General features: G+C 74.6%; 20 protein-coding genes and 2 pseudogenes. 18 read left to right on the top strand and 4 right to left on the bottom strand.

Features of this window, described 5'->3' with window-relative positions; genetic code table 11:
* Together VR45_RS02570 and VR45_RS02575 are read right to left on the bottom strand one after the other, a co-directional pair.
* Window positions 1-630 (bottom strand): alpha/beta fold hydrolase (locus VR45_RS02570; RefSeq protein ID WP_045938022.1); only part of this gene is annotated, 630 nt, incomplete at its 3' end.
* Window positions 627-2,378, bottom strand: a complete 1,752-nt coding sequence (locus tag VR45_RS02575; RefSeq protein WP_078896174.1) for an NAD(P)/FAD-dependent oxidoreductase — start codon at window positions 2,376-2,378, stop codon at window positions 627-629. The genes VR45_RS02570 and VR45_RS02575, both read right to left, overlap by 4 nt.
* Window positions 2,379-2,558: 180 nt before the next feature.
* Here VR45_RS02575 and VR45_RS02580 point away from each other — a divergent pair, with 180 nt between their 5' ends.
* The 9 genes from VR45_RS02580 to VR45_RS46625 all read left to right on the top strand — a co-directional run bounded on the left by VR45_RS02580 (window position 2,559) and on the right by VR45_RS46625 (window position 9,810).
* Window positions 2,559-3,335, top strand: coding sequence for a MerR family transcriptional regulator (locus VR45_RS02580; RefSeq protein ID WP_234325806.1), 777 nt, complete (start codon window positions 2,559-2,561; stop codon window positions 3,333-3,335).
* A gap of 80 nt (window positions 3,336-3,415) precedes the next feature.
* On the top strand, window positions 3,416-4,468 hold the full coding sequence (locus VR45_RS02585) for an iron-siderophore ABC transporter substrate-binding protein (protein WP_078896175.1): 1,053 nt from the start codon (window positions 3,416-3,418) through the stop codon (window positions 4,466-4,468).
* A gap of 260 nt (window positions 4,469-4,728) precedes the next feature.
* A complete protein-coding gene (locus VR45_RS02590; protein ID WP_078896176.1) occupies window positions 4,729-5,109 on the top strand; it encodes a type VII secretion target in 381 nt (126 codons plus the stop codon).
* On the top strand, window positions 5,106-6,665 hold the full coding sequence (locus VR45_RS02595; protein WP_045938025.1) for a hypothetical protein: 1,560 nt from the start codon (window positions 5,106-5,108) through the stop codon (window positions 6,663-6,665). The genes VR45_RS02590 and VR45_RS02595 overlap by 4 nt, the downstream gene beginning before the upstream one ends.
* The gene (locus tag VR45_RS02600; protein ID WP_045938026.1) at window positions 6,662-7,051 is read left to right on the top strand and encodes a hypothetical protein; all 390 of its coding nucleotides are present in this window, start codon (window positions 6,662-6,664) and stop codon (window positions 7,049-7,051) included. The genes VR45_RS02595 and VR45_RS02600 overlap by 4 nt, the downstream gene beginning before the upstream one ends.
* A gap of 50 nt (window positions 7,052-7,101) precedes the next feature.
* The gene (locus VR45_RS02605) at window positions 7,102-7,554 is read left to right on the top strand and encodes a hypothetical protein (RefSeq protein WP_045938027.1); all 453 of its coding nucleotides are present in this window, start codon (window positions 7,102-7,104) and stop codon (window positions 7,552-7,554) included.
* Between the two features lie 117 nt (window positions 7,555-7,671).
* Window positions 7,672-8,271 carry a GNAT family protein gene (locus VR45_RS02610; RefSeq protein ID WP_045938055.1) on the top strand — a complete coding sequence of 200 codons (600 nt, stop codon included), beginning with the start codon at window positions 7,672-7,674 and terminating at the stop codon, window positions 8,269-8,271.
* 159 nt (window positions 8,272-8,430) lie between these two features.
* Window positions 8,431-8,976: a GNAT family N-acetyltransferase gene (locus tag VR45_RS02615; protein ID WP_045938028.1), complete on the top strand. Its 546-nt coding sequence runs from the start codon at window positions 8,431-8,433 to the stop codon at window positions 8,974-8,976.
* A 120-nt stretch (window positions 8,977-9,096) separates the two neighbouring features.
* Window positions 9,097-9,810 (top strand): VOC family protein, encoded by a 714-nt coding sequence (locus tag VR45_RS46625; protein ID WP_045938029.1) that lies wholly within the window; start codon window positions 9,097-9,099, stop codon window positions 9,808-9,810.
* 127 nt (window positions 9,811-9,937) lie between these two features.
* On the opposite strand, the gene VR45_RS02625 is transcribed toward VR45_RS46625, so the two are convergent.
* Together VR45_RS02625 and VR45_RS02630 are read right to left on the bottom strand one after the other, a co-directional pair.
* Window positions 9,938-10,339 (bottom strand): VOC family protein, encoded by a 402-nt coding sequence (locus VR45_RS02625; RefSeq protein ID WP_045938030.1) that lies wholly within the window; start codon window positions 10,337-10,339, stop codon window positions 9,938-9,940.
* Between the two features lie 57 nt (window positions 10,340-10,396).
* On the bottom strand, window positions 10,397-11,257 hold the full coding sequence (locus tag VR45_RS02630; RefSeq protein ID WP_052708805.1) for a (2Fe-2S)-binding protein: 861 nt from the start codon (window positions 11,255-11,257) through the stop codon (window positions 10,397-10,399).
* A 234-nt stretch (window positions 11,258-11,491) separates the two neighbouring features.
* Between VR45_RS02630 and VR45_RS02635 the strand changes: the two genes are divergently transcribed.
* From VR45_RS02635 to VR45_RS02675, 9 genes and pseudogenes are all read left to right on the top strand, one after another.
* Window positions 11,492-12,457, top strand: coding sequence for an iron ABC transporter permease (locus VR45_RS02635; RefSeq protein ID WP_234325810.1), 966 nt, complete (start codon window positions 11,492-11,494; stop codon window positions 12,455-12,457).
* Window positions 12,454-13,512, top strand: coding sequence for an iron ABC transporter permease (locus tag VR45_RS02640; RefSeq protein WP_045938031.1), 1,059 nt, complete (start codon window positions 12,454-12,456; stop codon window positions 13,510-13,512). The genes VR45_RS02635 and VR45_RS02640 overlap by 4 nt, the downstream gene beginning before the upstream one ends.
* Complete coding sequence (locus tag VR45_RS02645; protein ID WP_078896178.1) at window positions 13,512-14,441, top strand: ABC transporter ATP-binding protein; 930 nt, start codon at window positions 13,512-13,514, stop codon at window positions 14,439-14,441. Before VR45_RS02640 ends, VR45_RS02645 begins: the two co-directional genes overlap by 1 nt.
* A gap of 105 nt (window positions 14,442-14,546) precedes the next feature.
* The gene (locus tag VR45_RS02650; protein WP_045938032.1) at window positions 14,547-15,566 is read left to right on the top strand and encodes an iron-siderophore ABC transporter substrate-binding protein; all 1,020 of its coding nucleotides are present in this window, start codon (window positions 14,547-14,549) and stop codon (window positions 15,564-15,566) included.
* 192 nt (window positions 15,567-15,758) lie between these two features.
* Complete coding sequence (locus tag VR45_RS02655; RefSeq protein WP_045938033.1) at window positions 15,759-16,991, top strand: ATP-grasp domain-containing protein; 1,233 nt, start codon at window positions 15,759-15,761, stop codon at window positions 16,989-16,991.
* Window positions 16,992-17,047: 56 nt separating this feature from the next.
* Window positions 17,048-18,866 (top strand): annotated as a pseudogene (locus VR45_RS02660) (IucA/IucC family protein).
* On the top strand, window positions 18,863-20,182 hold the full coding sequence (locus VR45_RS02665) for an MFS transporter (protein ID WP_234325807.1): 1,320 nt from the start codon (window positions 18,863-18,865) through the stop codon (window positions 20,180-20,182). Before VR45_RS02660 ends, VR45_RS02665 begins: the two are co-directional and overlap by 4 nt.
* Window positions 20,179-21,975 (top strand): IucA/IucC family protein, encoded by a 1,797-nt coding sequence (locus VR45_RS02670; protein WP_078896179.1) that lies wholly within the window; start codon window positions 20,179-20,181, stop codon window positions 21,973-21,975. Before VR45_RS02665 ends, VR45_RS02670 begins: the two co-directional genes overlap by 4 nt.
* A pseudogene (locus tag VR45_RS02675) lies at window positions 21,972-23,209 on the top strand (type III PLP-dependent enzyme). The gene VR45_RS02670 and the pseudogene VR45_RS02675 overlap by 4 nt, the downstream one beginning before the upstream one ends.
* Window positions 23,210-23,218: the final 9 nt, after the last annotated feature.

A 23,218-nucleotide genomic window follows, 5' to 3' on the forward strand; every position in this document is an offset into this window, starting at 1 on the left:
CCGGACGGCCACCTCGGTGCGCTCGGCGGGCGCCTCCGCGCCCATGATCGCGTACTTGAGCCCGGCCCGGCTGACCGGACCGACCGGCCCGAGCGGCAGCCGGGACCGCAGCACCTGCCGGTGCAGGAAGCGGCGCAGCCCGGGCGGGCGCACCGCGTCCGGGACGATCCGCACCTCGGCGAGCAGGTCGGACGGCCCGGTGGAGATCAGGACGGCGGCCGCCGTCCGTTCGGCGACCTCGGGGCGGGCGGAACCCGCCATGATGGTCATGCCGCCCATGCTGTGCCCGGCCAGGACCGCCCGCTCACCCTCCGGGACCACCCGGGTGAGCACGGCGGCGAGGTCCTCGGCCAGCGCGCGGGTGGAGTAGCGGGCCCGGCTCGACGGGATCTCGCTCCGGCCGTGGCCCCGCTGGTCGTAGACCACCACCCGGTACCGGTCGGCGAGCCGGTGGATCACCGGCGCCCAGAAGTGGGTCGTGCAGGTCCAGCCGTGCGCGAGGACGACGGTGGGCGCCCCCGGCTGTCCGTGGACCTCGACGTGCAGCCGGGTGCCGTCGGCCGAGCGGACGGCCAACTCCTTGGCGGGTACCGGCTGGAGACAGTCGGCGGGGATCGGACGGCGGCTCATGCCATGACCTCCTCGGTCCCGGTGGCGGCCGCGGACGGCCCGGACGGTGCGGACGGCTCGGACGGCGGCGCTGACAGTGCGGACGATGCGAACGGCTCCGACAGCGCGGCCCGGTCGTCCTGGCGGAGGATCAGCTCGTACTCGGTGAGGTCCACCTTGCGGGTGGCGCGGCGGAACGAGGTGGTCGAACCGGGCCAGAGCACCGTGTTCTTGCCGCTCTTGTCCAGGTACCAGCTGCGGCAGCCGCCGGTGCTCCAGACCGTGCGGTCCATCCGGTGCTGGAGTTCGAGGTTCCAGCGCCGCTGCGCCCGGGCGGTGGGCTGCATCGCGGTCGCGCCGATCTCGTCGAGCCTGGTCAGCGCGTCGATCAGGTAGTTGAGCTGGGACTCGATCATCAGGATCATCGAGCTGTTGCCGAGCCCGGTGTTGGGGCCGATGACGAAGAAGAAGTTCGGGAAGCCGTGCACGGTGGACCCGCGCAGGGCCTCCATGCCCTCCTTCCACTTCTCGGCGAAGCTCGTGCCGTCGGCCCCGAACACCCGGGAGCCCATCGGCATGTCGGTGACGTGGAAGCCGGTGCCGAAGACGATCGCGTCCACCTCGTGCTCGCTGCCGTCGGCGGCGACCAGGGTCGAGCCGCGCACCTCGCGCAGCCCGGCGGGGACCACCTCGGTGTTGGCGGCAGCGAGCGCCGGGTAGTAGGTGTTGCTGAGCAGGATCCGCTTGCAGCCGATCCGGTAGTCCGGGGTGAGTTTCGCCCGCAGGGCCGGGTCGGCGACGCCGTCGGCGAGATGGCGTTCGGCGAGGCGCTGGACCAGCTTGAGCAGGCCGGGCCGCCGGACGAACGCGTCCACCTGGAGCTCGCGCAGGGCGAACAGGGTGCCCCGGCGGGCCTTCGCGGTGATCGGGAAGCGGCCGTGCAGCCGCTTCTCCAGCTCGGTGATCGCCCGGTCGCGGCGCGGCAGGACCCAGGCCGGGGTCCGCTGGAAGACCGTCAGCTTCCCCACCTGCGGCTGGATCGCCGGGACGATCTGGGCGGCGGAGGCCCCGGTGCCGACCATCGCCACGCGCTTGCCCGCGAGCGGGAAGTCGTGGTCCCAGCGGGAGGAGTGGAACACCTTGCCGGGGAAGGAGTCCAGGCCCGGCAGGTCGGGGATCTGCGGGTCCGCGAGCGGTCCGGCGGCGGCCACGACGGCGTCGGCGGTCCAGCGGCCGGCCGTCGTGGTGATCTGCCAGCGGGTCCGCTCGACGTCCCAACGGGCCTCGGTGACCTCGGTGTTGAAGCGCAGGTGGGGGCGGAGGCCGAAGACGTCGGCGACCTTCTCCAGGTAGGCGCGGATGTCCGGCTGGCCGGAGAAGCTGCGCGGCCAGTCCGGGTTGGGGGCGAAGGAGAAGGAGTAGAGGTGCGAGGGGACGTCGCAGGCGCAGCCGGGGTAGCTGTTGTCGCGCCAGGTGCCGCCGACCGAGTCGGCGCGCTCCAGGACGACGAAGTCGGTGATGCCGGCGCGGCGCAGCCGGACGCCGGCGCCGAGGCCGCCGAAGCCGGAGCCGATGACGGCGACCCGGACGTGCGGGACCGCTTCCGGCTCCACCGCTTCCGGCTCGACGGCTTCCGACTCCACAGCCTCGGGCTCAACGGCTTCCGACTCGACAGCTTCCGGCTCCACGGCCTCGGGCGCGGTGCGCGACCGGTCCTGGGTGGTCGCCCCGGAGGCTCGGGGGCGGGGGCGCTTGGTGCTGGATGCCATGCGGCGTCCTCCTGGGGGTGGGGGACCGTGGGGCGCACGTCGCCGCTGCTCGGCGCGGCGCGGATCACGCCAACCGTGCCAGCAATCACTGGCACGGTTGGCAGGGTAGCCCTTGTTGACACTTGATGGAAGAAGCCCGACCGCTCCGATCGGACAAGCGCCGGTCCTATGCTGAGCGCCGTGGACAAGGTCGAAGCTGCCCCCGAGGACAGACACCGCGAGTTCCGGGTGGAGGAGCTGGCCGAAGCGGCCGGGATCACCACCCGCACCCTGCGCTTCTACCGCGAGCGGAAGCTGCTCCAGCCGCCCCGCAAGGAGGGACGGATCGCCTGGTACGGGGAGGCCCACCTGTCCCGGCTGCGGATGATCGCCGAGCTGCTGGAGCGCGGCCACACCCTCGGCGGCATCGCCGAACTGATCGGCGCCGGCGAGAGCGGGCGGGACGTCGCCGATCTCATCGGCCTGGAGGCTGCGCTCGTCGCGCCCTGGTCCGACGAGACGGCGGTCCATCTCGACTGGGACGAGCTGAAGGCGGCCTTCGGCGACCAGCTCACCGAGGAGAACACCGCCGAGTCCATCGACCAGGGCTTCATCACCGTCGAGGAGGACGGCATCACCCACGTCAGCCGCCGCCTGATGGACGCCACCACGGCGCTGGTGGCGGAGGGCGTACCGCTGTCGGTGGTCCTGGCGGCCAGCCGGCGGACCCAGGAGCACGTGACGGCGATAGCCGAGATCTTCACCGCCCTGGTGCGCGAGCACGTGCTCGGCGCGCTGTCCGCCGAGACCCCGCTGCCGCCCGGCGAGGCCGCCCGGCTGACGGAGCAGATCCTGCGGATCCGCCCGCTCGCCCGTACGGTCACCGACGCCCAGTTCGCCCTGGCGATGGACCGCCGGGTGCACGCCGAGTACGACGAGCTGCTGCGGCAGCGCCTGGAGCACCGGGAGGGCGACTGACGGTCGGGCAGGCGTAACGATCCGTGTCACCGGGCAGGGATCAGCCGCCTCGCCGCCTGCCGCCCGAACGGAGTCGCCCGATGCCCGACACCCCCGCCCACCGCCGTTCGCTCCCCGCCCCCGTCCGCCTCGGCCCCGCCCGCCTCGCCCCGAGCCGGCGCGGGCTGTTCGCGCTGGCCGCCGGGCTGGCCGCGGCCGCGGGAGCAGCGCTCACCGCCTGCGGGTCCGACGGGTCGAGCACGAGTGGTACGGGCGACGGCACTACAGGCACTACGGGCACTACGGGAACGCCCCGCGTGGTGCGGCACGCGCGCGGCGAGAGCACCGTTCCACCGCGGGCCGGCCGGGTCGTCGTCCTGGACACCGACGCCCTCGACTCCGCCGTCACCCTGGGCCTCACCCCGGTCGGCGCCACCACCGTCGCCGCCGGCGCGCCGCTCTCCGCCTACCTGCCCGCCGAACGCCTCACCGGCGTCAAGGCCGTGGGCGTCATCGGCTCGCCCCAGCTGGAGGTGATCGCCGGGCTGCACCCCGACCTCATCCTCGGCAACCAGGTCCGCGACGACAAGCGCTACGACGAGCTGTCCAAGATCGCGCCGACGGTGCTGAGCAGAACCACCGGACCGGCCTGGAAGGAGAACGTCCGGCTGCACGCCGAGGCGCTCGGGCGCCAGGCGGAGGCGGCGGCCGCCGAGCAGGCGTACCGGGCGAAGGCCGCCGAGCTGGTCACGGCACTCGGCGGTCCGGAGAAGGCGGCGGCGCTCAAGGTCGAGATGGCCCGCTTCCTCGCCGGGGCGCCCACCCGCCTGTACCTCAACGACACCTTCGTCGGCTCGATCCTCACCGACCTCGGCCTCGGCCGCCCGGCCAACCAGAACAAGTCCGGCTTCGCGCTGGAGATCAGCCCCGAGCAGGTCGACCAGGCCGCGGCCGACGTCATCTTCTACTCGGTCTACGGCGACCCGGCGAAGTCCGACCACGCCAGGATCGTCGGCGGCACACTGTGGAACGGCCTCGACGCCGTGCGCAACGGCAGGGTCCACCAGGTCGACGACAACCTCTGGATGCTCGGCATCGGTTACACCGGCGCGGGCCTGATCCTCGACCGGATGCGGCGCGACCTCGTCGGCTGACCGCCCCTGCCCGGCCCGGCGAACACCCCGGCTGCGCCCGCCGAAACCCAAGAACGTGCCAAGGACGGGCGGCCCGAAGCGGAGCCCGCGCGCGCCCCGCGTGAAGAAATCGCGGGGCCGGGGCGGGAGGCCGGACACCCGCCGCCCCCGGCCGACGGCAGGCGTTAGGCTCTCCGCTCGGCTGCCGCGCGGACCACCACGGCGCGGCGCCGACCGACCCGGGCCGGCGGACGGCCCGCAGCACGGGGGGAACGACGAACATGAGCGACGGAACAGTGCCCGGCGCCGCCGGCGGCACCGTCAACGGCTCCGGGCCGGGCGGATCGGCCGGCCCGGACGGCTACCACGTCAATGTGGGCGGCCTGAACGGCGTCGCCGAGCAGCTGGGCCGGACGGCGACCGACATCGCCGAGGCCAAGACCGCGTACGCGGGCTCGGTCTGCTACGCGTCCACCGCCTTCGGCGAGTTCGGCGTGGACCGGGCCTGGTCCTCCTTCGACACCGCCTGGTCGAAGGAGATCGGCGTGACCCAGCGCGCGCTGGAGGAGCTGTCCCAGAAGATGGCCACCACCACGGCGAACTACCGCAACACCGAGCACGCCGTCACCTCCGGCCTGGTGCCCGCCGGCGGCGGCCGGTGAGCAAGGTCAAGGATCTGGAGCACGCGCGGCACAGCATCGAGCAGTTCACGTTCATGCTGCCCAACCTGCACCTGCTGCAGGGCATCGAGGAGGCGCTCGCCGTCCCGGAGCCGGTCGGCGACCCGGCGGCGGTCCGCGCCCGGGCGCAGGACTACGCGAAGGCGGCGGCCTCCTTCGCCAAGGCCACCACCGACCTGTCCGGGGTGGCGGCCAACCAGCTGCCCTCGGTGTGGACGGGCTCGGTCGCCGAGCACGCGACCCAGGCGGTGCACGCGATGTCGGCGGAGACCACGACCTCCAAGGACACCCTCGCCGAGGCCGCCAAGGTGCTCGACGCCTGGGCCAACGACCTGCAGTGGGCGAAGTCCACCGACGCCCAGGGCCGCCAGCAGCTGCACGACGCCGGCGAACGCGCCCGGCACGACCCGGGCGGCTTCGACCAGGGCGCCCGGGAGACGGCACTGGCCGGCGTCGGCACCCGGCTCGCGGCCGCGCGGCGGGCCGAGAGCTGCGGCACCGGCACCGCCGGCAAGCTCAACCAGCTCGCCGCCAAGGCGCGCGCGGCGCGGGCCGGTGACGGTTCGATCGACCCGCTGGCGGCGGTGGTGCTGGCCACCGAGAAGAACCCCGGCGCGGGCGAGGACGGCGACTACATCCTCACTCCCAACCAGCTCGACCGGGCGAACCAGGTGCTCGGGGTGATGACCGGCACCGACCAGGCCGCGTTCCGCGCGCTGCTCTCCGGCGCCAAGTCCCCCGAGGAGTCCGCCTACCTGTGGAAGGCGCTGGCGGCCGGGCACCCGGTGGCGGACATCCAGCGGTTCGACGCGCAGATCCACCCGCACGGCGACGACCCCGCCTGGCTGGCCCAGCACCTCGTACCGGCCACGTCCACCGACGACACCCGGCGCGAGTCCTCCGACAACCTCGACGTCACCTACCAGGGCCAACCGGTCAGCATCGACGGCTACGGCGTCTACTCGCAGCGCAACGTGAGCGACTGCGTCGCCGCCTCCACCGTCATCGCGCAGGCCAAGCTGGACCCGCTGCTGATGTTCCAGCTGACCACCGGCGGCACACCCGACACCCCCGGCGCCGACTCGCCGGAGAACTTCGGGCAGCGCCTCCAGGACGCCTACCTCGGCGAGTACAGGGACGGCCAGCGGGCCGACGGCAACAAGAAGGTCTACCCGCAGGTGGACGCCGGGCTCGGCGCCACGGCCCAGACCTACCTCGCCGACAAGGACCTCGGCCGGGCGACCGGCGCCGACTACGAACACGTCGAGCTGAAGAGCGACGAGGACCGGCGCAACGCGGTGACCCGGATCGAGAAGTCCGTCGACGAGGGCCTGCCGGTGCCGATCACCGTGCGCAACGAGGACTCCGGCCACCAGATGATGATCATCGGCCGGGACGGCGACAAGCTCCAGATCTACAACCCGTGGGGCTTCACCTCCTGGGTGACGGAGGAGCAGTTCATCAACAGCCAGCTCGGCGGACTCACCCCCGGCGACCACCCGCTCAACCAGTCGACCGCCCTGGAGCTGCCGAAATGACCACCGTCCGGTCCGATGCCGAACTGGCGGACCTCGACGTGCCCGCCGCCGTCACCCGCGGCCTGCTGCTGGCCGGCGGGCCGCGCCAGGCCCTGTTCACCGAGGCGGCCATCGCCGCCGCGCACCGCGCCGAGGCGGCGGGCATCGGCCCGTACCCCCTGGGCTTCCTGGCCCGGCACGTGCGGACCGGCGGCTTCGCGGCCGCGCTCGCGCTGCCCGAGCCGGTGATCGGCGAGTCCGGCACGGCGCTCGTCCGCACCTGGCTGCAGGCCGCGGCGGCGACCGGGGCGGACGTGGGGCGCGAGCACCTGTTCGCGCGCTGGCTGGCCGAGGTCGCCGCGCTGCTCGAGCTGCGCCGGGACGCGCGGGCGGGGGGTGCGGCATGAAGGGTCGGACGGTCCCTACTGGCGTAGCCGCAGTCCTCGCCGTTGGGCTGGTGGCCCTGACCGGGTGCTCGTCCAGCGGCCCGGGCGGCTCCGGCGGCTCCGGCGGTGAACAGCCCGCCGCCCTGCTGGCCCTGCCCGCCGATCTCGACGCGGAGGCGGTGGCCGGCGGCAAGCAGCCCGCCTTCGAACCGAGCGACGTCCACCTCGCCGTCGGCCGGACGGTCGGCATGGATGTACGGGTCGCGCCGCTGCCGCACGGCTGGCGGCTCCTCGACGGGGGCGACACCGCCCTGCTGCGCCGGGACGCCGACAGCAAGCAGAGCACCTGCCCGCCGAAGACCGCCGGCTGCGGCCACACCGTCCGCCAGAGCTGGACCGCCACCGCCGTCGGGAGCACCACGCTCACTTGGCGGTATGTCGACTTGGCGAGCTGCAAGGAGGCGCAGAACCCGGCCTCCTGCCGGGCGCTGGCCAGCAAGGAGGTCCGGGTCACCGTCGGCTGACGGCCCGCGCGGGCCGGGTCGGTGGGCGGTGGCCGGTGGGCGCCGGGCGGAGACGGTGGGCCCTTGCGGCCCGGAATGCGGGTGCCGGGAGCGCCGTACCGGGCCTACCATCCGATCATGATCGAAGGAACGGCAGTACGACTGCGCGCCCTGCGCGCCGAGGACGCGGAACACCAGCTCCGCTGGCGCAACGACCCGGAGGTGGTGCGGCTGGCGGCGGCCGGCGACCCGCGCTTCGGCCCGACCACCGCCGAAGCCCTGGCGGACCGCTTCGCCCGGATCCTGCGCCTCGACCCGCGCGAGAGCGGCATCCTCACCGTCGAGGAGAAGGCCGGCGGCCGCCCGATCGGCATGGTCGACTACCGGGGCGTCGACCCGTACGAAGGCGTCGCCGAGGTCGGGATCTTCATCGGCGAACGGGAGTTCTGGGACCACGGCTACGGCACGGAGGCCCTCGGCCTGCTGGTGGACCACCTGTTCGGCATGTTCCCGCTGCACCGGCTGGAGCTGGACACCTGGAGCGGCAACACCCGGGCGGCCCGGGCCTTCACCCGGCTCGGCTTCCAGGAGGAGGGGCGCCGCAGGGACGCCGTCCTGCTCGCCGGCGCCCGCTACGACCGCCTGCTGTTCGGCCTGCTCCGCCGGGAGTGGGAGGCCCGCCGCCGGTCCGCACCCGAGGCACCCGAGCCCGCCGGCGCGACCGCCGCCGTCGGGTAGCCGTCCGCGCGCGGCAGACACAAGGTCAATTCCTCTCCGGACCACCACAGTTGGCCGCCCCGATGCTGGCAGGCTCGACGCACCGTCAGCTCCATGGGGCCCGCCACCGCCGCACGGGCCCGCTGGACGAGCCCCGGAGCGCGGGCCCAGACTGCTGCCGTGATCGATCTGCGAATCCTCACCCCCGCCGACCCGGACGACTGGCCGCTGTGGCGGGACGCCCGGTTGGCCGCACTCCGTGATGCGCCGCACGCCTTCAAGGTACGGCTGTCGGACTGGCCGACGGGCGGCGAGGAGGAGTGGCGCGCCCGGTTCGCGCGCCGGGACGCCGTGCACGTCGTCGCCGTGTCGACGGACGGGCGGCCGGTCGGGCTGGCGGGCGGAATTCCCTCGCCCGGGCGGGACGGGGTGGGCGAGTTGCGTTCGCTCTGGGTCGGCCCGGAGGCCCGGGGGCAGCGGACCGGGGACCGGCTGCTGGCCGCCGTGGAGGCGTGGGCCCGGCGGACGGGCCGCACCTCGCTTCGGCTCGCCGTGCTCACGGGCAACACGCCGGCCGAGGCGCTGTACCGGCGCAACGGGTTCACCGACGCGGACCGGCCGGAGGTGTCGGGGCGGTCGGTCGGGGGCGGCGCACCGGGGGCCGAACAGGCCTTCGCAGAACGGGTGATGGTCAAGCGACTGGCGCCCGTCGTACCGGAGCGGTAGCGGGCCGTCGTCCGAGGTGGCCACCGGCGGTGGCCACCGGTGCGCGGGCCCGGCAGCCCGTGGCCGACATCTGAGCGGAAGCGTCCGTTTCACGGTCAACCAGGGGTAAAGTCAGCGAGCATGGTCGAATCGACGGTTCCGATCCTGCCCTGTCAAACTCTCCCGCCGGTGCTCGATTTCTACACCGCACTCGGCTTCGAAGTGACTGTCCATCAGCGAAACCCCGAGCCCTATGCCGTCGTCCAACGCGGCGGCATCCAGCTCCACTTCCTCGGCATGCAGCAGTACGACCCGGGCGCCGGCCACGGCACCTGTCTGGTCCGCACCGACGACGTGGACGCGCTGCACGCCGCGTTCCAGGAGGGCCTGCGGTCCGCCTACGGGCGGGTGCCGACCCAGGGCCTGCCCCGGCTGGGCGCGGTCGGCGACACCCCGCACGGTGTGCGGGAGTTCGTGCTGACCGATCCCGGCGGCAACTGCCTGCGGATCGGTCAGCCGATCCGTGCCGACCGGCACCACCGGCCGTCCTCCGAGGAGCCGTTCGCGAAGGCGCTGCACCACGCCGCGCTGTTCGCCGACTCCAAGGAGGACCCGGCGGCGGCCGCCCGGGTGCTGGACCGGGCGCTGGAGTCGCCGGACGGGCCGCCCGCCCCGGTCCTGCTGGTCCGCATCCTGGCGTTGCGGGCCGACCTGGCGCACCGCCTGGCGGACGGTGCCAGCGCCGAGGTCTTCACCCGACGGGCGGAGTCGATCGCCGAGGGGCTCACCGCCGAGGAGCGGGAGTCCGTCCGGGACGAGCTCGGGCGCCTCGCCGGCCTCCTGGTCCGGGGCTGACGCACCACGGACGACGTGCGACGGATGACGGATGGCGGCCAACAGGTGGCAGCTTCCCCATCTGCGGTCCGTTGGCCGTCATCCCGCCGCGTCGTCCCACCGCGTCGTCGCGTCGCGGCGTCGCCGCTCAGGACGCCCAGACGCGGGTGCACAGCACCAGGCGGTAGCCGTCCGGATCGGCCACCGTGACGCCGTGTTCGTCCCAGTAGGGGTTGTGCGAGGGCACCCGGGTACCGCCGACGGCCTCCAGGCGCCGGACCAGCGCCTCGTCCACCGGCGTCCCGAGGTAGACCACGAAGAGGTCGTCGACGGTGGGGGCCGGTTCGATCGGCCGCTCGGGGTCGTGGGTCAGCTCGAAGTGCCAACCGCCGCCGGGCGGGCCGACCATGAGGAGGTCGTGCTCGCCGGGGACGTGCTCGGTGGTGCGCCACAGGACGGCCAGGCCGAGGCCGTCGACGTAGAAGCGCTCGGCCGCCGCGAGGCCCCGGGAGGGCCTCGCGACGCGGACGTGGGTGGTGGAGTCGATCACGACCGGCGAGCCTACCGAGGCGCCCCGCCGGCCCGTCGGCGGGCCGTCGGCGCGCCGTCAGAGCCGCTGCAGGCGCTCCTCGTCCCCCGTCCGGGGACAGGTGACGCAGGCCCCGCCGGGCTCGATCGCGTAGTAGAGGCAGCAGCCGAGGCGGGTCCGGGTGTGGTGGGTGCGGCCGTCCTCCCCGCACAGGACGCGGAAGTCCGCGGCGCCGAGGAGCGGGTCGGTGTGCCCGGGGAGCACGGCCGTCGCGGCGGTGACGGCGGCGTCCTCCTCGGCCGGGACCGCCGAGCCGGCCGACTCGTCGAGCCGCTTGCCCAGGTACCAGATCGCCGAGGCGAGGTCGTCGGTGACCATGCCCCACAGTGCCCGGGTGCCGCGCCGGGTGGGGGCGGCGAACGCGGCCAGCAGCGGCTCCACATGGGCGACGACGGCGGCGCGCAGCTCGGCCCTGAGCTCGTCCTCGCCGGGGAGGGTGACATGGGCGTGCGGGCGCAGCGCGAAATCACCCGTGGGAGCGTGGAACCACAGGTTCGCGCCGTCGATCGACGGGACGCGACCCCCCAGCCGCCACGGTCCGGCGATCAGCACGCAGACCGACCAGAGGTAGTGGTGCAGCAGCCGGGAGGCGGCGACGTGCGGGCGCGGCGCGGTGCCGTGCCCGGCGGCGACCGGGGCGATCCGCGCGGCCTCGCCGGCGAGTGCCGCGGCCAGCGCGGCCGGATCGGTCGCCAGATCGGCTGCGGAGTACCAGCCGAGCGCACGGGCCGGGGCGGGCTCGTCGGCCGCGAGCAGTCGCACCCGGAGCACCGGGCAGAGGTCGAGCAGCAGCCGGTAGTCTGTGTCCAGCGGATTCGCGGGACGTGGTGCGACGGGTACGGCGGCAGGCAGGGGCTGACCCGAGAAGATCACCGGCACTCCCGAGATCGTGTTAGGTGAGCCTCACCTTATAGGCACTCATCGGCCGGTTCGCGCCACCCCGCCGATCGCCACCCCTTCGATCGCCGCTCCGACCCGCCCGGTACGTACCAATCCGGCCAGGACTTGACTCACTTAGGCATACCTAACCTAATATCTCCCCCCGTGCTCACTATCGATCCGCCGTCTCCTCCGGCCCCGGCCCCGAGAGTCCGCTCAGCGGCCCGGCTCCCCCTGGTGCTGGTTGCCGGGCTCGGCCTGCTGGCGCTGTGCGCCGCGCTGAGCCTCGCGCTCGGCTCCCGCACGATCCCGCTGGGCACCGTCGTCGGCGCCCTGACCGGTGGTGAGCACGGCGGCGACGCCGATGTGGTGACGGGCCTCCGGGTGCCGCGGACGCTCATCGGCCTCGCGGTCGGGGCCGCGCTCGGTGTCGCCGGGGCGGTCGCCCAGGGCGTCACCCGCAACCCGCTCGCCTCGCCGATCACCCTCGGCATCAACGCCGGCGCGAGCTTCGCCGTGGTCGCCGCGATCTACACCTTCGAGCTGACCCGCCCGATCGAGTACGTGTGGTTCGCCTTCGCCGGAGCGGCGGTGGCGGCCGTGGCCGCCTACGCGATGTCACGCCACGGCGGGGACCACGACCCGGTCCGGCTCGCCCTCGGCGGCACCGTGCTCACGGTGGTGCTCACCTCGTGGACCTCCGCGCTGATGCTGGCCAGTCACCGCACCCTGGACGAGGCGCGGTTCTGGCTGGCCGGTTCGGTCGCCGGGCGGCACCTGGACACCCTGGTGCCGGTGCTGCCGTTCCTGGCGCTCGGCCTGATCGCCTCCTTCGCCGTCGCGCCCTCGCTGAACGCGCTGGCGCTCGGCGACGAGAGCGCCCAGTCGCTCGGCGTGCCGGTGGCCCGGATCCGAGTGGTGGGCGGCCTGGCCGTCGTCCTGCTCGCCGGGTCCGCCGTGGCCGTCGCCGGCCCGGTCGCGTTCATCGGACTGGCCGCCCCGCACCTGGTCCGGCCGCTCCTCGGCAACGACCACCGGCTGCTGCTGCCCGGCTGCCTGATCGCCGGTCCGGTGCTGCTGCTCACCGCCGATGTGCTCGGCCGGATGGTGGCCCGCCCCTCCGAACTGGAGGTCGGCATCGTGACGGCGTTCCTCGGCGCGCCGCTGCTCGCCGTACTGGCCCGCAAGGTGGCCCGATGAGCGCCCCGGTCCTCACCAGGACCCCCGCCGCCCCCGGCGCCGGCACCTCCGCCGCCCGTCGCCGCGCCCGGACCGCCGCCTGGTCGCTGGTCGCCGCCGTCCTGCTCGTCCTGCTCACCGGGATCGCGCTCGGCACCGGACAGGTCAGGATGACGATCTGGGAGGCGCTGAGCGCGCTGGCCGGGTCCGGCGACTCCGGGAACGTCCTGGTGGTCCAGGAGTTCCGCGCCCCGCGCGTGGTCTCCGCGCTGATCGCGGGCGCCGGGCTGGCGGTGGCCGGCTCGATGCTCCAGCGCCTGTTCCGCAACCCGCTCGCCTCGCCCGACACCATCGGTGTCACCGGCGGCGCGTCCTTCGGCGCGGTCCTGATGCTCGCCACCGGCGCCTCGCAGGAGCTCATCCCGCTGGCCGCGCTGGGCGGCGGGCTGCTGGCCGCGCTGCTGCTCGGCGGCTTCGCCTGGCGCTCCCGGATGGCGGTCACCCGGCTGGTCCTGGTCGGGCTCGCGGTCCAGCAGGGCCTCGCCGCCGCCGTCAATCTGATGATCGTGCGGTTCCCGGCCGAGCTGGCCGCCTCCGCGATGCAGTGGACCACCGGCTCCCTCTACGGCCGGAACTGGGACGAGGTCTGGATCGGCGGTTCCGCCATCGCGCTGACCACCGTCGCCGTGGTGCTCTGCCAGCGCCGGGTGGCCGTGCTCGACCTCGGCGACGACTCGGCCGGCGGGCTCGGGCTCAACCCGCAGCGCGACCGCGTCCTGCTGCTCCTGCTCACCATCGCCCTGGCCTCCCTCGCCGCGGCCCTCACCGGGCCGGTCGCGTTCGTCGCGCTCGCCGTGCCGCACCTGGTCCGGCTGCTCGCCGGACCGCCCACCCTCGGCACGCTCGGCCTCACCGCCCTCACCGGCTCCCTGCTGCTGCTCGCCTCCGACCTCCTCGTGCTCCATGTGATCCCCGTCCACGGCCTGCCGGTCGGTGCCGTCACCGCCACGCTCGGCGCGCCCTGGCTCCTGGTGCTGATGATCCGCCAGGGCCGGCTTCCCCAGAGGACCAGCTGATGACCCTCGACGTGACCACCGCGGCCGAGGCCGCCACCGGCTCGCCCGCCGCGGGTGCCGACCGGTCGACGAACCGCCTCGCCGCCCACGGCCTCGGCCTGCGCTACGGCAACCGGGCCGTCGTGGACGGGCTCGACCTCGAACTGCCCGGAAACGCCGTCACCGCCATCGTCGGCCCCAACGCCTGCGGCAAGTCCACGCTGCTGCGCGGCCTCGTCCGGCTGCTGGACCCGGCCGCCGGCACCGTCACCCTGGACGGCTCCGACATCCACCGGATGCCGGCCAGGTCGCTCGCCAAGCGGATGGGCCTGCTGCCCCAGCAGCCCGTCACCCCCGAGGCCGTCACCGTCGAGGCGCTGGTCCGGCTGGGCCGGTTCCCGCACCAGCGGATGCTCACCCCGTGGTCCAAGGCCGACCAGGCCGCGGTCGAGGACGCGCTCACCCGCACCGGCATGGCCGAGCTGCGCGACCAGCACGTGGACCGGCTCTCCGGCGGCCAGCGGCAACGGGCCTGGATCGCGCTCGCGCTGGCCCAGGACACCGACCTGCTGCTGCTCGACGAGCCGACCACCTTCCTCGACCTGCGGCACCAGCTCGACGTCCTCGACCTGGTCTCCGACCTGCACGCGCAGGCCGGACGGACGGTCGTCATGGTGCTGCACGACCTCGGCCAGGCCGCCCGGTACGCCGACCACCTGGTCGTCCTCAAGGACGGCCGGCTCGCGGCCGCCGGGGCGCCGGGGGACGTCCTCACCGCCGAACTGGTGGAGAGCGTCTTCCAGGTGGCCTGCCAGGTCGTGCCCGACCCGGAGACCGGCACGCCGCTGGTCGTGCCCAGGGCCCGGTCGAGACGGGCCGCCGCACCGGTTGCCCCGGCCGCCCCTGCTGCCCCGGCTGCCCCGGCTGTCCCGGCCGCCCCGGAGGGCTGAGACCCCCTTCCCCGAGCGCCACTCCCCCTGCTTCCGGCCGCGCCCGCCCTTCGCGGGTCGTTCCGGCACCCCGCCCTGCCCCGAAACCGAGACAAGGAACCCTTCATGAACCGCTCCGTCCGCGCCCGCAGACTGCCCGTCGCCGTCCTCGCCGTCGCCCTCTCCACCACCCTGCTCGCCGCCTGCGGCAGCAACGGCGACAGCAAGGCCGCCGACACCGCCAAGCCGGCCGGCGACGCCTCGGCCGCCGCCGGTGCGGCCGCCGTCTTCCCGCGCACCGTCACCCACGCGGCCGGCGCGGCCGAGATCAAGGCCCAGCCCAAGCGCGTGGTGGTCCTGGACAGCGGCGAGCTGGACGACGTCACCCTGCTCGGCATCACTCCGGTCGGCGCGGTCTCCCCGCACATGAAGACCGAGGGCGGCTTCCCGAACTACCTCAAGGACAAGATCAAGGACGCCAAGGACGTCGGCCCGATGAACGAGCCGAACCTGGAGCTGATCGCCTCCCTGAAGCCCGACCTGATCCTCTCCTCGAAGGTCCGGCACGCCAAGGTCTACGACAAGCTCAACGCGATCGCCCCGACCGTGCTCGCCGAGACCACCGGCTTCCCGTGGAAGGCCAACCTCGCCCTCTACGCGCAGGCCCTCGGCAAGGAGGCGGAGGCCGCGAAGGCCCTCGCCGACTACGAGGCCCGCGCCGCCAAGCTCGGCGAGGCGATCAAGGCGAAGAACGGCGGCACCGCGCCGACCGCCTCGGTGGTCCGCTTCGTGGCCGGCCCGACCCGCCTCTACGCCAAGGCCTCCTACAGCGGCGTCGTGCTGAAGGACGTCGGCCTGGCCCGCCCGGCCGCCCAGGACGTGGACCAGAACATCCTCGAGGTCAGCGCCGAGCAGGTGAACCAGGCCGACGCCGACCTGGTCTTCGTCACCGTCGCCGACGACCCGTCCAAGACCAAGCAGAGCGAGGTCCAGGACACGCCGGTCTGGAAGGGCCTGAACGCCGTCAAGAACAACAAGGTCTTCAACGTGCCGGACGAGACCTGGATGTCGGGCATCGGCGTCCAGGCCGCCGACGCCATGCTGGTGGACATCGCCAAGGCCGCGGGCGTCGACGCCCCCAAGTAGGCCCCGCGCCCGGACGGGCGGGCGGCGAGGGGCGGCAGGGGGGACGGCCGGAGGCCGCCCCTCGGCGCCCCGTCCCCGCCCGCCCTCACGCACGCCCTTACGCACGCCCTCACCCTCACCCGAGCCGGCCCGCGCTCCTCACGCCTGCCCTCGCCCGCTCGCCCGCCCCACACGGAGAGGACCCGCCCTGCCATGCGCCTCTACCTGCTCGCCCACAACCCGACCGACTCGGTGACCGACGGATTCCTCCCGGCCGCCGCCCGCCTCGGGCTCGCCGTCACCGTCCTCACCGACCACGCCGACGCCCACCGACGTGCCTACGCCGGAACGGAGTTCGCGCCGGAGGTGACCGAGTGCGAGGTCCGGGACTTCCGCGAGGTGATCGGGCTGATCTCCCGCCTGCGGGCCTCCGGCACCGCCGACGCGCCGTTCGCCGTCTTCAGCAACAGCGACCACCTGCAGACCCAGACCGCGCTCACCGCCGAGTACTTCGGCCTGCCGGCCAAGGACTGGAAGGCCACCCTGCGGGCCAAGAACAAGGGCCAGCTCCGCCGCCACCTGGCCGCCGCCGGCCTCGACGCCGTCCGCTCGGTCGAACTCGCCCCGGAGCAGGACCCGTCCGTGCTGCGCGCGGCGGACCTCCCCTTCCCCGTCGTGGTCAAGCCGCGCGAGGGCGTCGCCAGCGAGGACGTCTCACTGGTCGCCGACATCGAGGAACTGGTCCGGCGCGCCAAGGAGATCCAGGACCGGCGCCCCGGCGCCGCCCTCGTCGTCGAGGAGTTCCTGGAGGGGCAGTTGTGCACCCTGGAGACGCTGGGCGACGGCCACCGCCGGCACGTCCTCGGCGGGTTCCGGACCAGACTCTCCCCGCCGCCGGACTTCATCGAGGAGGTGCTGGAGTTCGTCCCCGCGCACCCGTCGGCCGTGGTCGCGCAGGTGCTGGCCCAGCTGGACGCGCTCGGGGTCGGACTCGGCGCCTGCCACACCGAGTTCGTCGTCCAGCCGGACGGCCGGGCCCGGATCATCGAGGTCAACTACCGCGCCATCGGCGACCAGTGCGACCTCATGCTCGCCGAGATCCTCGGCGTCCCGCTGTTCGAGCACATCCTCGCCGCCCACCTCGGCCTCGAACTCCCCGCCGACCTCGGCGAACGCTGCGCCGCCACCCGGCTGCGCGCCCGCAACGAGGTGGTCTGCGCCGACCGGGCCGGGACCCTCACCGCCGCCCCCGGGCCGTACGACGAGGACGTCGACGGAGTCCGGCTCGCCTACCGGCCGCTGCGCCCGGTCGGCGAACGGCACGAGCACTACCGCACCAACCGGGACTACCTGGGCGTGATCTGGGCGATCGGCCCCGAGCAGGCCGCCGTCGACGCCGCCGTGGCCCGGTTCGTGGCCGCCAACCGCTGGGAGATCACCCCGTGAGCGCCGCGACCACGCCTTCCGCCACCGCCAGCAGCACCGCCACCACCCCCGCCGGTGTGCTCACCGTCCGGGTCCTCTCCACCCTGGTCCGCGAGGACGTGCTCGGACTGCGCACCCGCGGCACGGTCGAGCACCGGCCCGACGGCGCCTGGCTGGTGGCCGCCGAGCGCGGCATCGCCGTCCCCGTCGCCGCCGAGGGCTTCCAGAGCGAGTACGGCGCGCGCCTGCCGCTGGTCGAGGTCGACGGCCGCCGGATCGAGGAGCTGGACGACGCGCTGGCGGCGCTGGCCGCCCACGCCGACGCCGAGGACCGGCCCGGCTGGGCCGCGTTCGCCGAGGAGTGCCGCCAGACCCTCGCCACCATGGAGCTGCACGAGCGGGTGCGTGCCGAGGTGCACACCGCGCTCACCGACCTCTACGGCGCCGACCCCGCCCACTGGACCGGCCCCGCCGCCGCGCTCGGCCACGACACCCTGGCCGCCTTCCTGGACCACCCGGTCTACCCGACGGCGCGCGGCCGCTCCGGCCTCGACGAGCGCGAACTGCGCTCCCACGCACCGGAGTTCCATCCCGCCTTCGAACTGCGCTGGCTCGAACTGCGCTGGCTCGCCCTGCCGACCGGCACGCTCACCCGGCACGGCGACCGACCGCTGCCGCGCTGGTGGCCCACCCCGAGCTGGCTCGGCCTCGACCTGCCCGGTGGCGACACCGCCTGGGAGACCCTGCCGGTGCACCCGCTGACCGTCGGCCCGGCCCTGGACGAGGCGCTGCGCGCCACCGGGCTGGACGACCGCGCCGTGCTCGCCGAGCGCCCCTACCTGACCGTCGTCCCGACCCTCTCGATGCGGACGGTCGCGGTCGCCGAGGACCCGGTCCACCACCTGAAGCTGCCGCTCGCCACCGCCACCCTCGGCCGGCTCAACCGCCGCACCATCAAGCCCGGCACGCTGGTCGACGGCGCCGCCGGACAGCGGCTGGTCGAGGCCGTGCTGGCGCGCGAACCCCGGTTCGCCGGGCGGATCCTGCACGCCGACGAGCAGACCTGGGCACACGCCGGGCACGAGCTGCTGGCGGTGCTGCTGCGCCGCTACCCGGAGGGGTTGGAGCGGTCCGTGACCGTCCCGCTCGCCGCGCTGCTCGCCCCGGCCCCGGAACCGGCGTCGGCCCCGGCGTCGGCTGCGGCCGGATTCGGTTGCGGATTCGCCTGCGGATGCGGCCCAGGCGCCCACCGGCGGGCGCCTGGTCGTCGACCGGCTCGCCGACCGGTTCCACGGCGGCGACCCGGTCGCCCTCTACGACGCCCTGCTGGAGCTGCTGCTCGACTGGCAGACCACGCTGTTCGGCCACGGCGTCGCCCTGGAGTCCCACCAGCAGAACACCTCCCTCGTGCTCGACCAGGACGGCGGCCTGCGCCTGCTCTACAAGGACGACGACGGTCCGCGCGTCCACACCGGACGCATGACCGCCTCCCTCGGCGAACTCTCCCCCGCACCCGATGAGTTCGACGATGCCCGGATCTTCGGCGACGACGACCGGCGGCTCACCGACCTCTTCACCACCATCACCGGCCACCTGTGCACCGGCTCGCTCGCCTTCGGCCTCGCCGCCCACGGCCGGGCCGGACTCGACGACCTGCTCGCCCTGCTGCGCAAGCGGCTGACCGAGGCGGTCGAGCGGACCGGACCGGCCGCCGAACCGCTGCGCGCCGCCCTGCTCGACGCCGAACGGCTCCCGGTCAAGGCGATGGTCACCGCCGGCACCCTGCTCAGCAAGCAGCGCTCGGGCGCCGCCGACATCAACAAGCACTACACCGACGGCCCGAACTACCTGCTGCCGCAGCAGCGTTCCACCATCGAGCCGGGACCGGCGCAGTGACCGTCGACGCGCTGCCCCGGCAGTCCGAACGCGACACCGCCGCACCGGGCGGACTCGGCCGGCGCCAGGTGCACGCCGTCGCCGCCTGCTACTTCGTCGCCTCCTTCGCCGCCCTCGGCCTGCCGCCCTACCTGACCGCGATCCTGCCCGGACTCGGCGACCAGCAGGGACGCTGGGCGGGCGTGCTGTACATCGTGCCCACCGTGTTCAGCGCCCTCGGCGCCCCGCTGTGGGGGCGGCTCGCCGACCGGTACGGCCGCAAGCGACTGCTGCTGCGCGCCCAACTCGGCCTCGCCGTCTCCTTCCTGCTGGCCGGGGCCGCCGACTCGCTGCCCGCGTTCACCCTCGCGCTGGTGCTCCAGGGCTTCCTCGGCGGCACCTTCGCCGCGACCAACGGCTATCTGGCCGCTGCCCTGGACGGCGCCCGGCTGTCCCGGGCCCTCACCCTGATGCAGGGCAGCGCGCGGGCCGCACTGGTGGCGGCGCCGATCCTGGTCGGCCTGCTGTCACCGTGGATCGACCCGCACCGGCAGTACCTGCTGATGGCCGTACTGCCGCTGACCGCGGCGGTGTTCCTCTCCATGCTGCCGGAGCCGGGCCGGCCCGGGGCGACGGCAACGGCAACGGCAACGGCAACGGCCGGGACCGAGGCCGCCTCCGACCCCGCCACCGACTCCGCCGCCGACCCCGACCCCGGCAGCGCGACCGCGGCCACCCCGACGAGCGCCCCCGCCGACGAGCCGCCGGGCCGCACGCCCCTGCGCGTCCTCTACGGCCTGGAGTTCGCCTTCGTCTTCGCCACGATCATCTCCTTCCCCTATCTGATAGCCCTGGCCGAGGAACGCCTCCCCGGGGTCTCCGGCACCACCACCGGTGTGCTGTTCGCCCTGCCCCACCTGTGCTACCTGGCGTTCGCGGCCCGCACCCACACCGTCTTCCTGCACCGCCCGCACACCGGCATCGCGCTCGGCTTCGGCTTCGTCGCGCTCGGCCTCGCCGGACACGCCGCGGCCGACTCCCTGCCGGCCTTCGTCGCCGTCCGGCTGCTGCTCGGCGCCGGACTCACCCTCGGGCTGGTCTGCCTCTCGGTGCTCGCCGCCGAGGCCTGCCGCGGCCGGGCCCCCGGGCGGCTCTTCGGCTCGCTCGAATTCGTCTCCAAGGGCGGCGCCGTGGCCGCCGGCGCCGTCGCCGCGCTGGTCAACGGCCGGTTCGGCGCCACCTCCCCCGTGCTGGTCGGCACCGCCGCCGCACTCCTGGCCGCCGTCGCGGCCACCGCACTCTCCTCCCGATCCCGCCAGCGTTGGAGTCGCTCATGACGCACCAACTGCCCACCGCCGACCATGCCGTGGTCCATACCCTGCTCAACTGCCTGCTGCGCGAGGTGTCCGCACCCGAACACCAGACCGCCGTCACCGACGGCCGCCTGCTGATCCGCCTCCCCCGGCGCGGAACCCTGCTCCGGGTGGCCCTGCGCCGCACCTCGCTGATCGGGGCGCACCGCTTCACCGGGCCGGTGGAGGAGGAACACCAAGGCAGCTGGCGCGAGTTGGACTGGCGCGAGCTCGCCCGCCAGGTCCAGGGCGAACTGGAGCTGCGCACCGGCACGGTCAACGAGGAGTTCCTCGGCCAGCTCGCCTCCAGCCACACGGCGGTCTCGACCGCCCTGGCAGGCCGCCCCGAGCCCGGCCCCAACCGCTACCTGGAGTCCGAGCAGGCCCTGCTGTTCGGGCACCGGTTCCACCCCGCGCCCAAGTCCCGCTCCGCCGAACGCGGCGACTGGCGCGACTACGCCCCCGAGGCCCGCGCCGAATTCCCGCTGCGCCACCTCGCCGTCCGGCAGGAGCTGATCGCCGAGTCCTCCGCCGACCCGGCCGCGACCGCCCTGCTCGACGGGCTCGCCGCCGTCCCGGACGGCTACCGGCTGCTGCCCGCCCACCCCTGGCAGTACGAACTCATCGGCGACCACCCGCTGTTGCGCGGGGCGCTGGAGAGCGGCGACATCATCGACCTCGGCCCCGGCGGCACCCCGTTCGCGGCCACCGCCTCGGTGCGGACCCTGTACGGCGCGGGCGCGTTCCTCAAGTTCAGCCTCAATGTGCGGATCACCAACTGCCTGCGCAAGAACGCCGCCTACGAGCTGACCGGCGCGGTCACCCTCACCCGGCTGCTCGCCCCGGTGCTGGCCGACCTGGCCGAGCGGTTCCCGGACGCCGCCGTGCTGCGCGAGCCGGCGTTCCGCACGCTCGCCGTCCCCGGCGCCGACGGCCGGCCCGACCGGGCCCTGTACGAGGGCTTCGGCCTGATCGTCCGCGAGGGCCTCGGGGGTTCGCTGCGCCCCGGCGTCACCCCGCTGCTGGCCGCCGCCGTCGCCGACGAGTACCCGACCAGTTCGGCACACATCTCCCGGCTGCTGTCCGACCCGGCCGACCCGGCCCGCGCGCTCGACTGGTGGACGGCCTATCTGCGCCTGCTGCTCCCGCCGGTGCTGGCCGCCTTCTTCGACCACGGCGTGGTGCTCGAACCGCATCTGCAGAACGTCCTGATCGGCGTGGACGCGTCCGGCCGTCCGGCCCAGGTGCTCTTCCGCGACCTGGAGGGGACGAAGCTCGTCCCCGAGCGGCACGCCGAACTGCTCGCCGCGCTCCCGCCCGAGGTCGCCGGGCCGATGGCCTACGACGCCGAGCGGGGCTGGGACCGGGTGGTCTACTGCCTGCTGGTCAACCACGTGGCCGAACTGCTCGCCGCCGTCGCCGACCTCCACCCGGCGGCGGAGGGCGCGCTCTGGGAGGCGGTCCGCCGCGTCCTGGAGGAGTACGCGGCGGAGCACGGCTGCCCGCCCCGGCTGCGCGCGCTGCTCGCCGGCGTGCCGCTGCCCGGCAAGGCCAACCTGCTCACCCGCTGGGAGCGCAAGGCGGACCGCGCGGCCGGGTACGTCCGGATGGCCTCGCCGCTGGCCCGCTCCGTGCTGGCCGAGGCCGCCCACACCGGCGCCGCCCGCACCAGCGCCGCGTCCGCCGTACCCGGCCCGCCCGCACCGCCGGCCCCGCCCACCGCCCGGATTCCGCAGCCCGTCCAGGCCCCGCCCGTCACCGCCGGAAGGACCCGATGACCGCCACCGACGCCGTCCGCCACCAGGTCGCGGAGCTGGAACCGGAACAACTCCCGGCCTATGTCTACGATTTGGCGGCCCTGCGGACGCACGCCGCCGCCGTCCGGGCCGCCCTGCCGGAGCGGGTCGAGCTGTACTACGCGGCCAAGGCCAATCCCGAGGCCCCGGTGCTGGCCGCGCTGCGCGAGGCCGTGGACGGCTACGAGGTCTCCAGCGGCGGCGAGTTGGCGCATGTGCGGGCGGCCGTCCCGGACGCCCCGCTGGCCTTCGGCGGGCCGGGCAAGACGCCCGCCGAGATCGCCGCCGCCGTGGACGCCGGTGTGCACCGCTGGCACGTCGAGAGCGAGCAGGAGCTGTACCGGCGCTCGCCGCCGTGCTGGCCGACCGGCCGGACGCGACCGTGGACGTGCTGCTGCGGGTGAACCTGCCGGTCGGGGCGGGAACCCTGGATTCCGTCGCGCTGGCGATGGGCGGGCGCCCGACCCCGTTCGGGCTGGACCCGGACCGCGCCGAGGCGGCGGTCCGCCTGCTCACCGAGCCGGTCGGCCCGCTGGGCCCGGTCCGGCGGCAGCTGCGGCTGCGCGGTGTGCACGCCCATCTGGCGAGCGGGCTGGCGGCCTCCGAGCATCTGGCGCTGGCGGAGCAGATCGTCGGCTGGTCCACCCGTTTGGCCGAGCGGCACGCCTTCGCACTGGACGAGGTCAACGTGGGCGGCGGCATGGCCGTCGACTACGCCGACCCGGGCGCCCGGTTCGACTGGACCGCGTTCGGCGAGGGCCTCGGGAAGCTGCTGGACCGCCACCCCGGCCTGGTCCTGCGGATCGAGCCCGGCCGGGCGCTCACCGCGTACTGCGGCTGGTACGCGACCGAGGTGCTGGACGTGAAGCGCAGCCACGGCGAGGACTTCGCGGTCGTCCGCGGCGGCACCCACCACCTGCGGACCCCGGCCACCCGGGGCCACAGCCAGCCGTTCGGCACCCTGCCGGTCGAGGACTGGCCCCATCCGTGGGAGCGGCCCGCCGTGACCACCGGCCGGGCCACCCTGACCGGCCAGCTCTGCACCCCGAAGGACGTGCTCGCCCAGGCCGCGCCTGCCGCCGCCCGCCTCCGCACGGGCGACCGGGTGCTCTTCGACCTGGCCGGGGCGTACGCCTGGAACATCTCGCACCACGAGTTCCTGATGCACCCCCGCCCGGGCTTCCACTACCTGGACGGCCCGACGGAGGACCGCTGAGGGACCACC

This window comes from Streptomyces sp. NRRL S-495 (genome assembly GCF_000966955.1).
Taxonomy (GTDB): domain Bacteria; phylum Actinomycetota; class Actinomycetes; order Streptomycetales; family Streptomycetaceae; genus Kitasatospora; species Kitasatospora purpeofusca.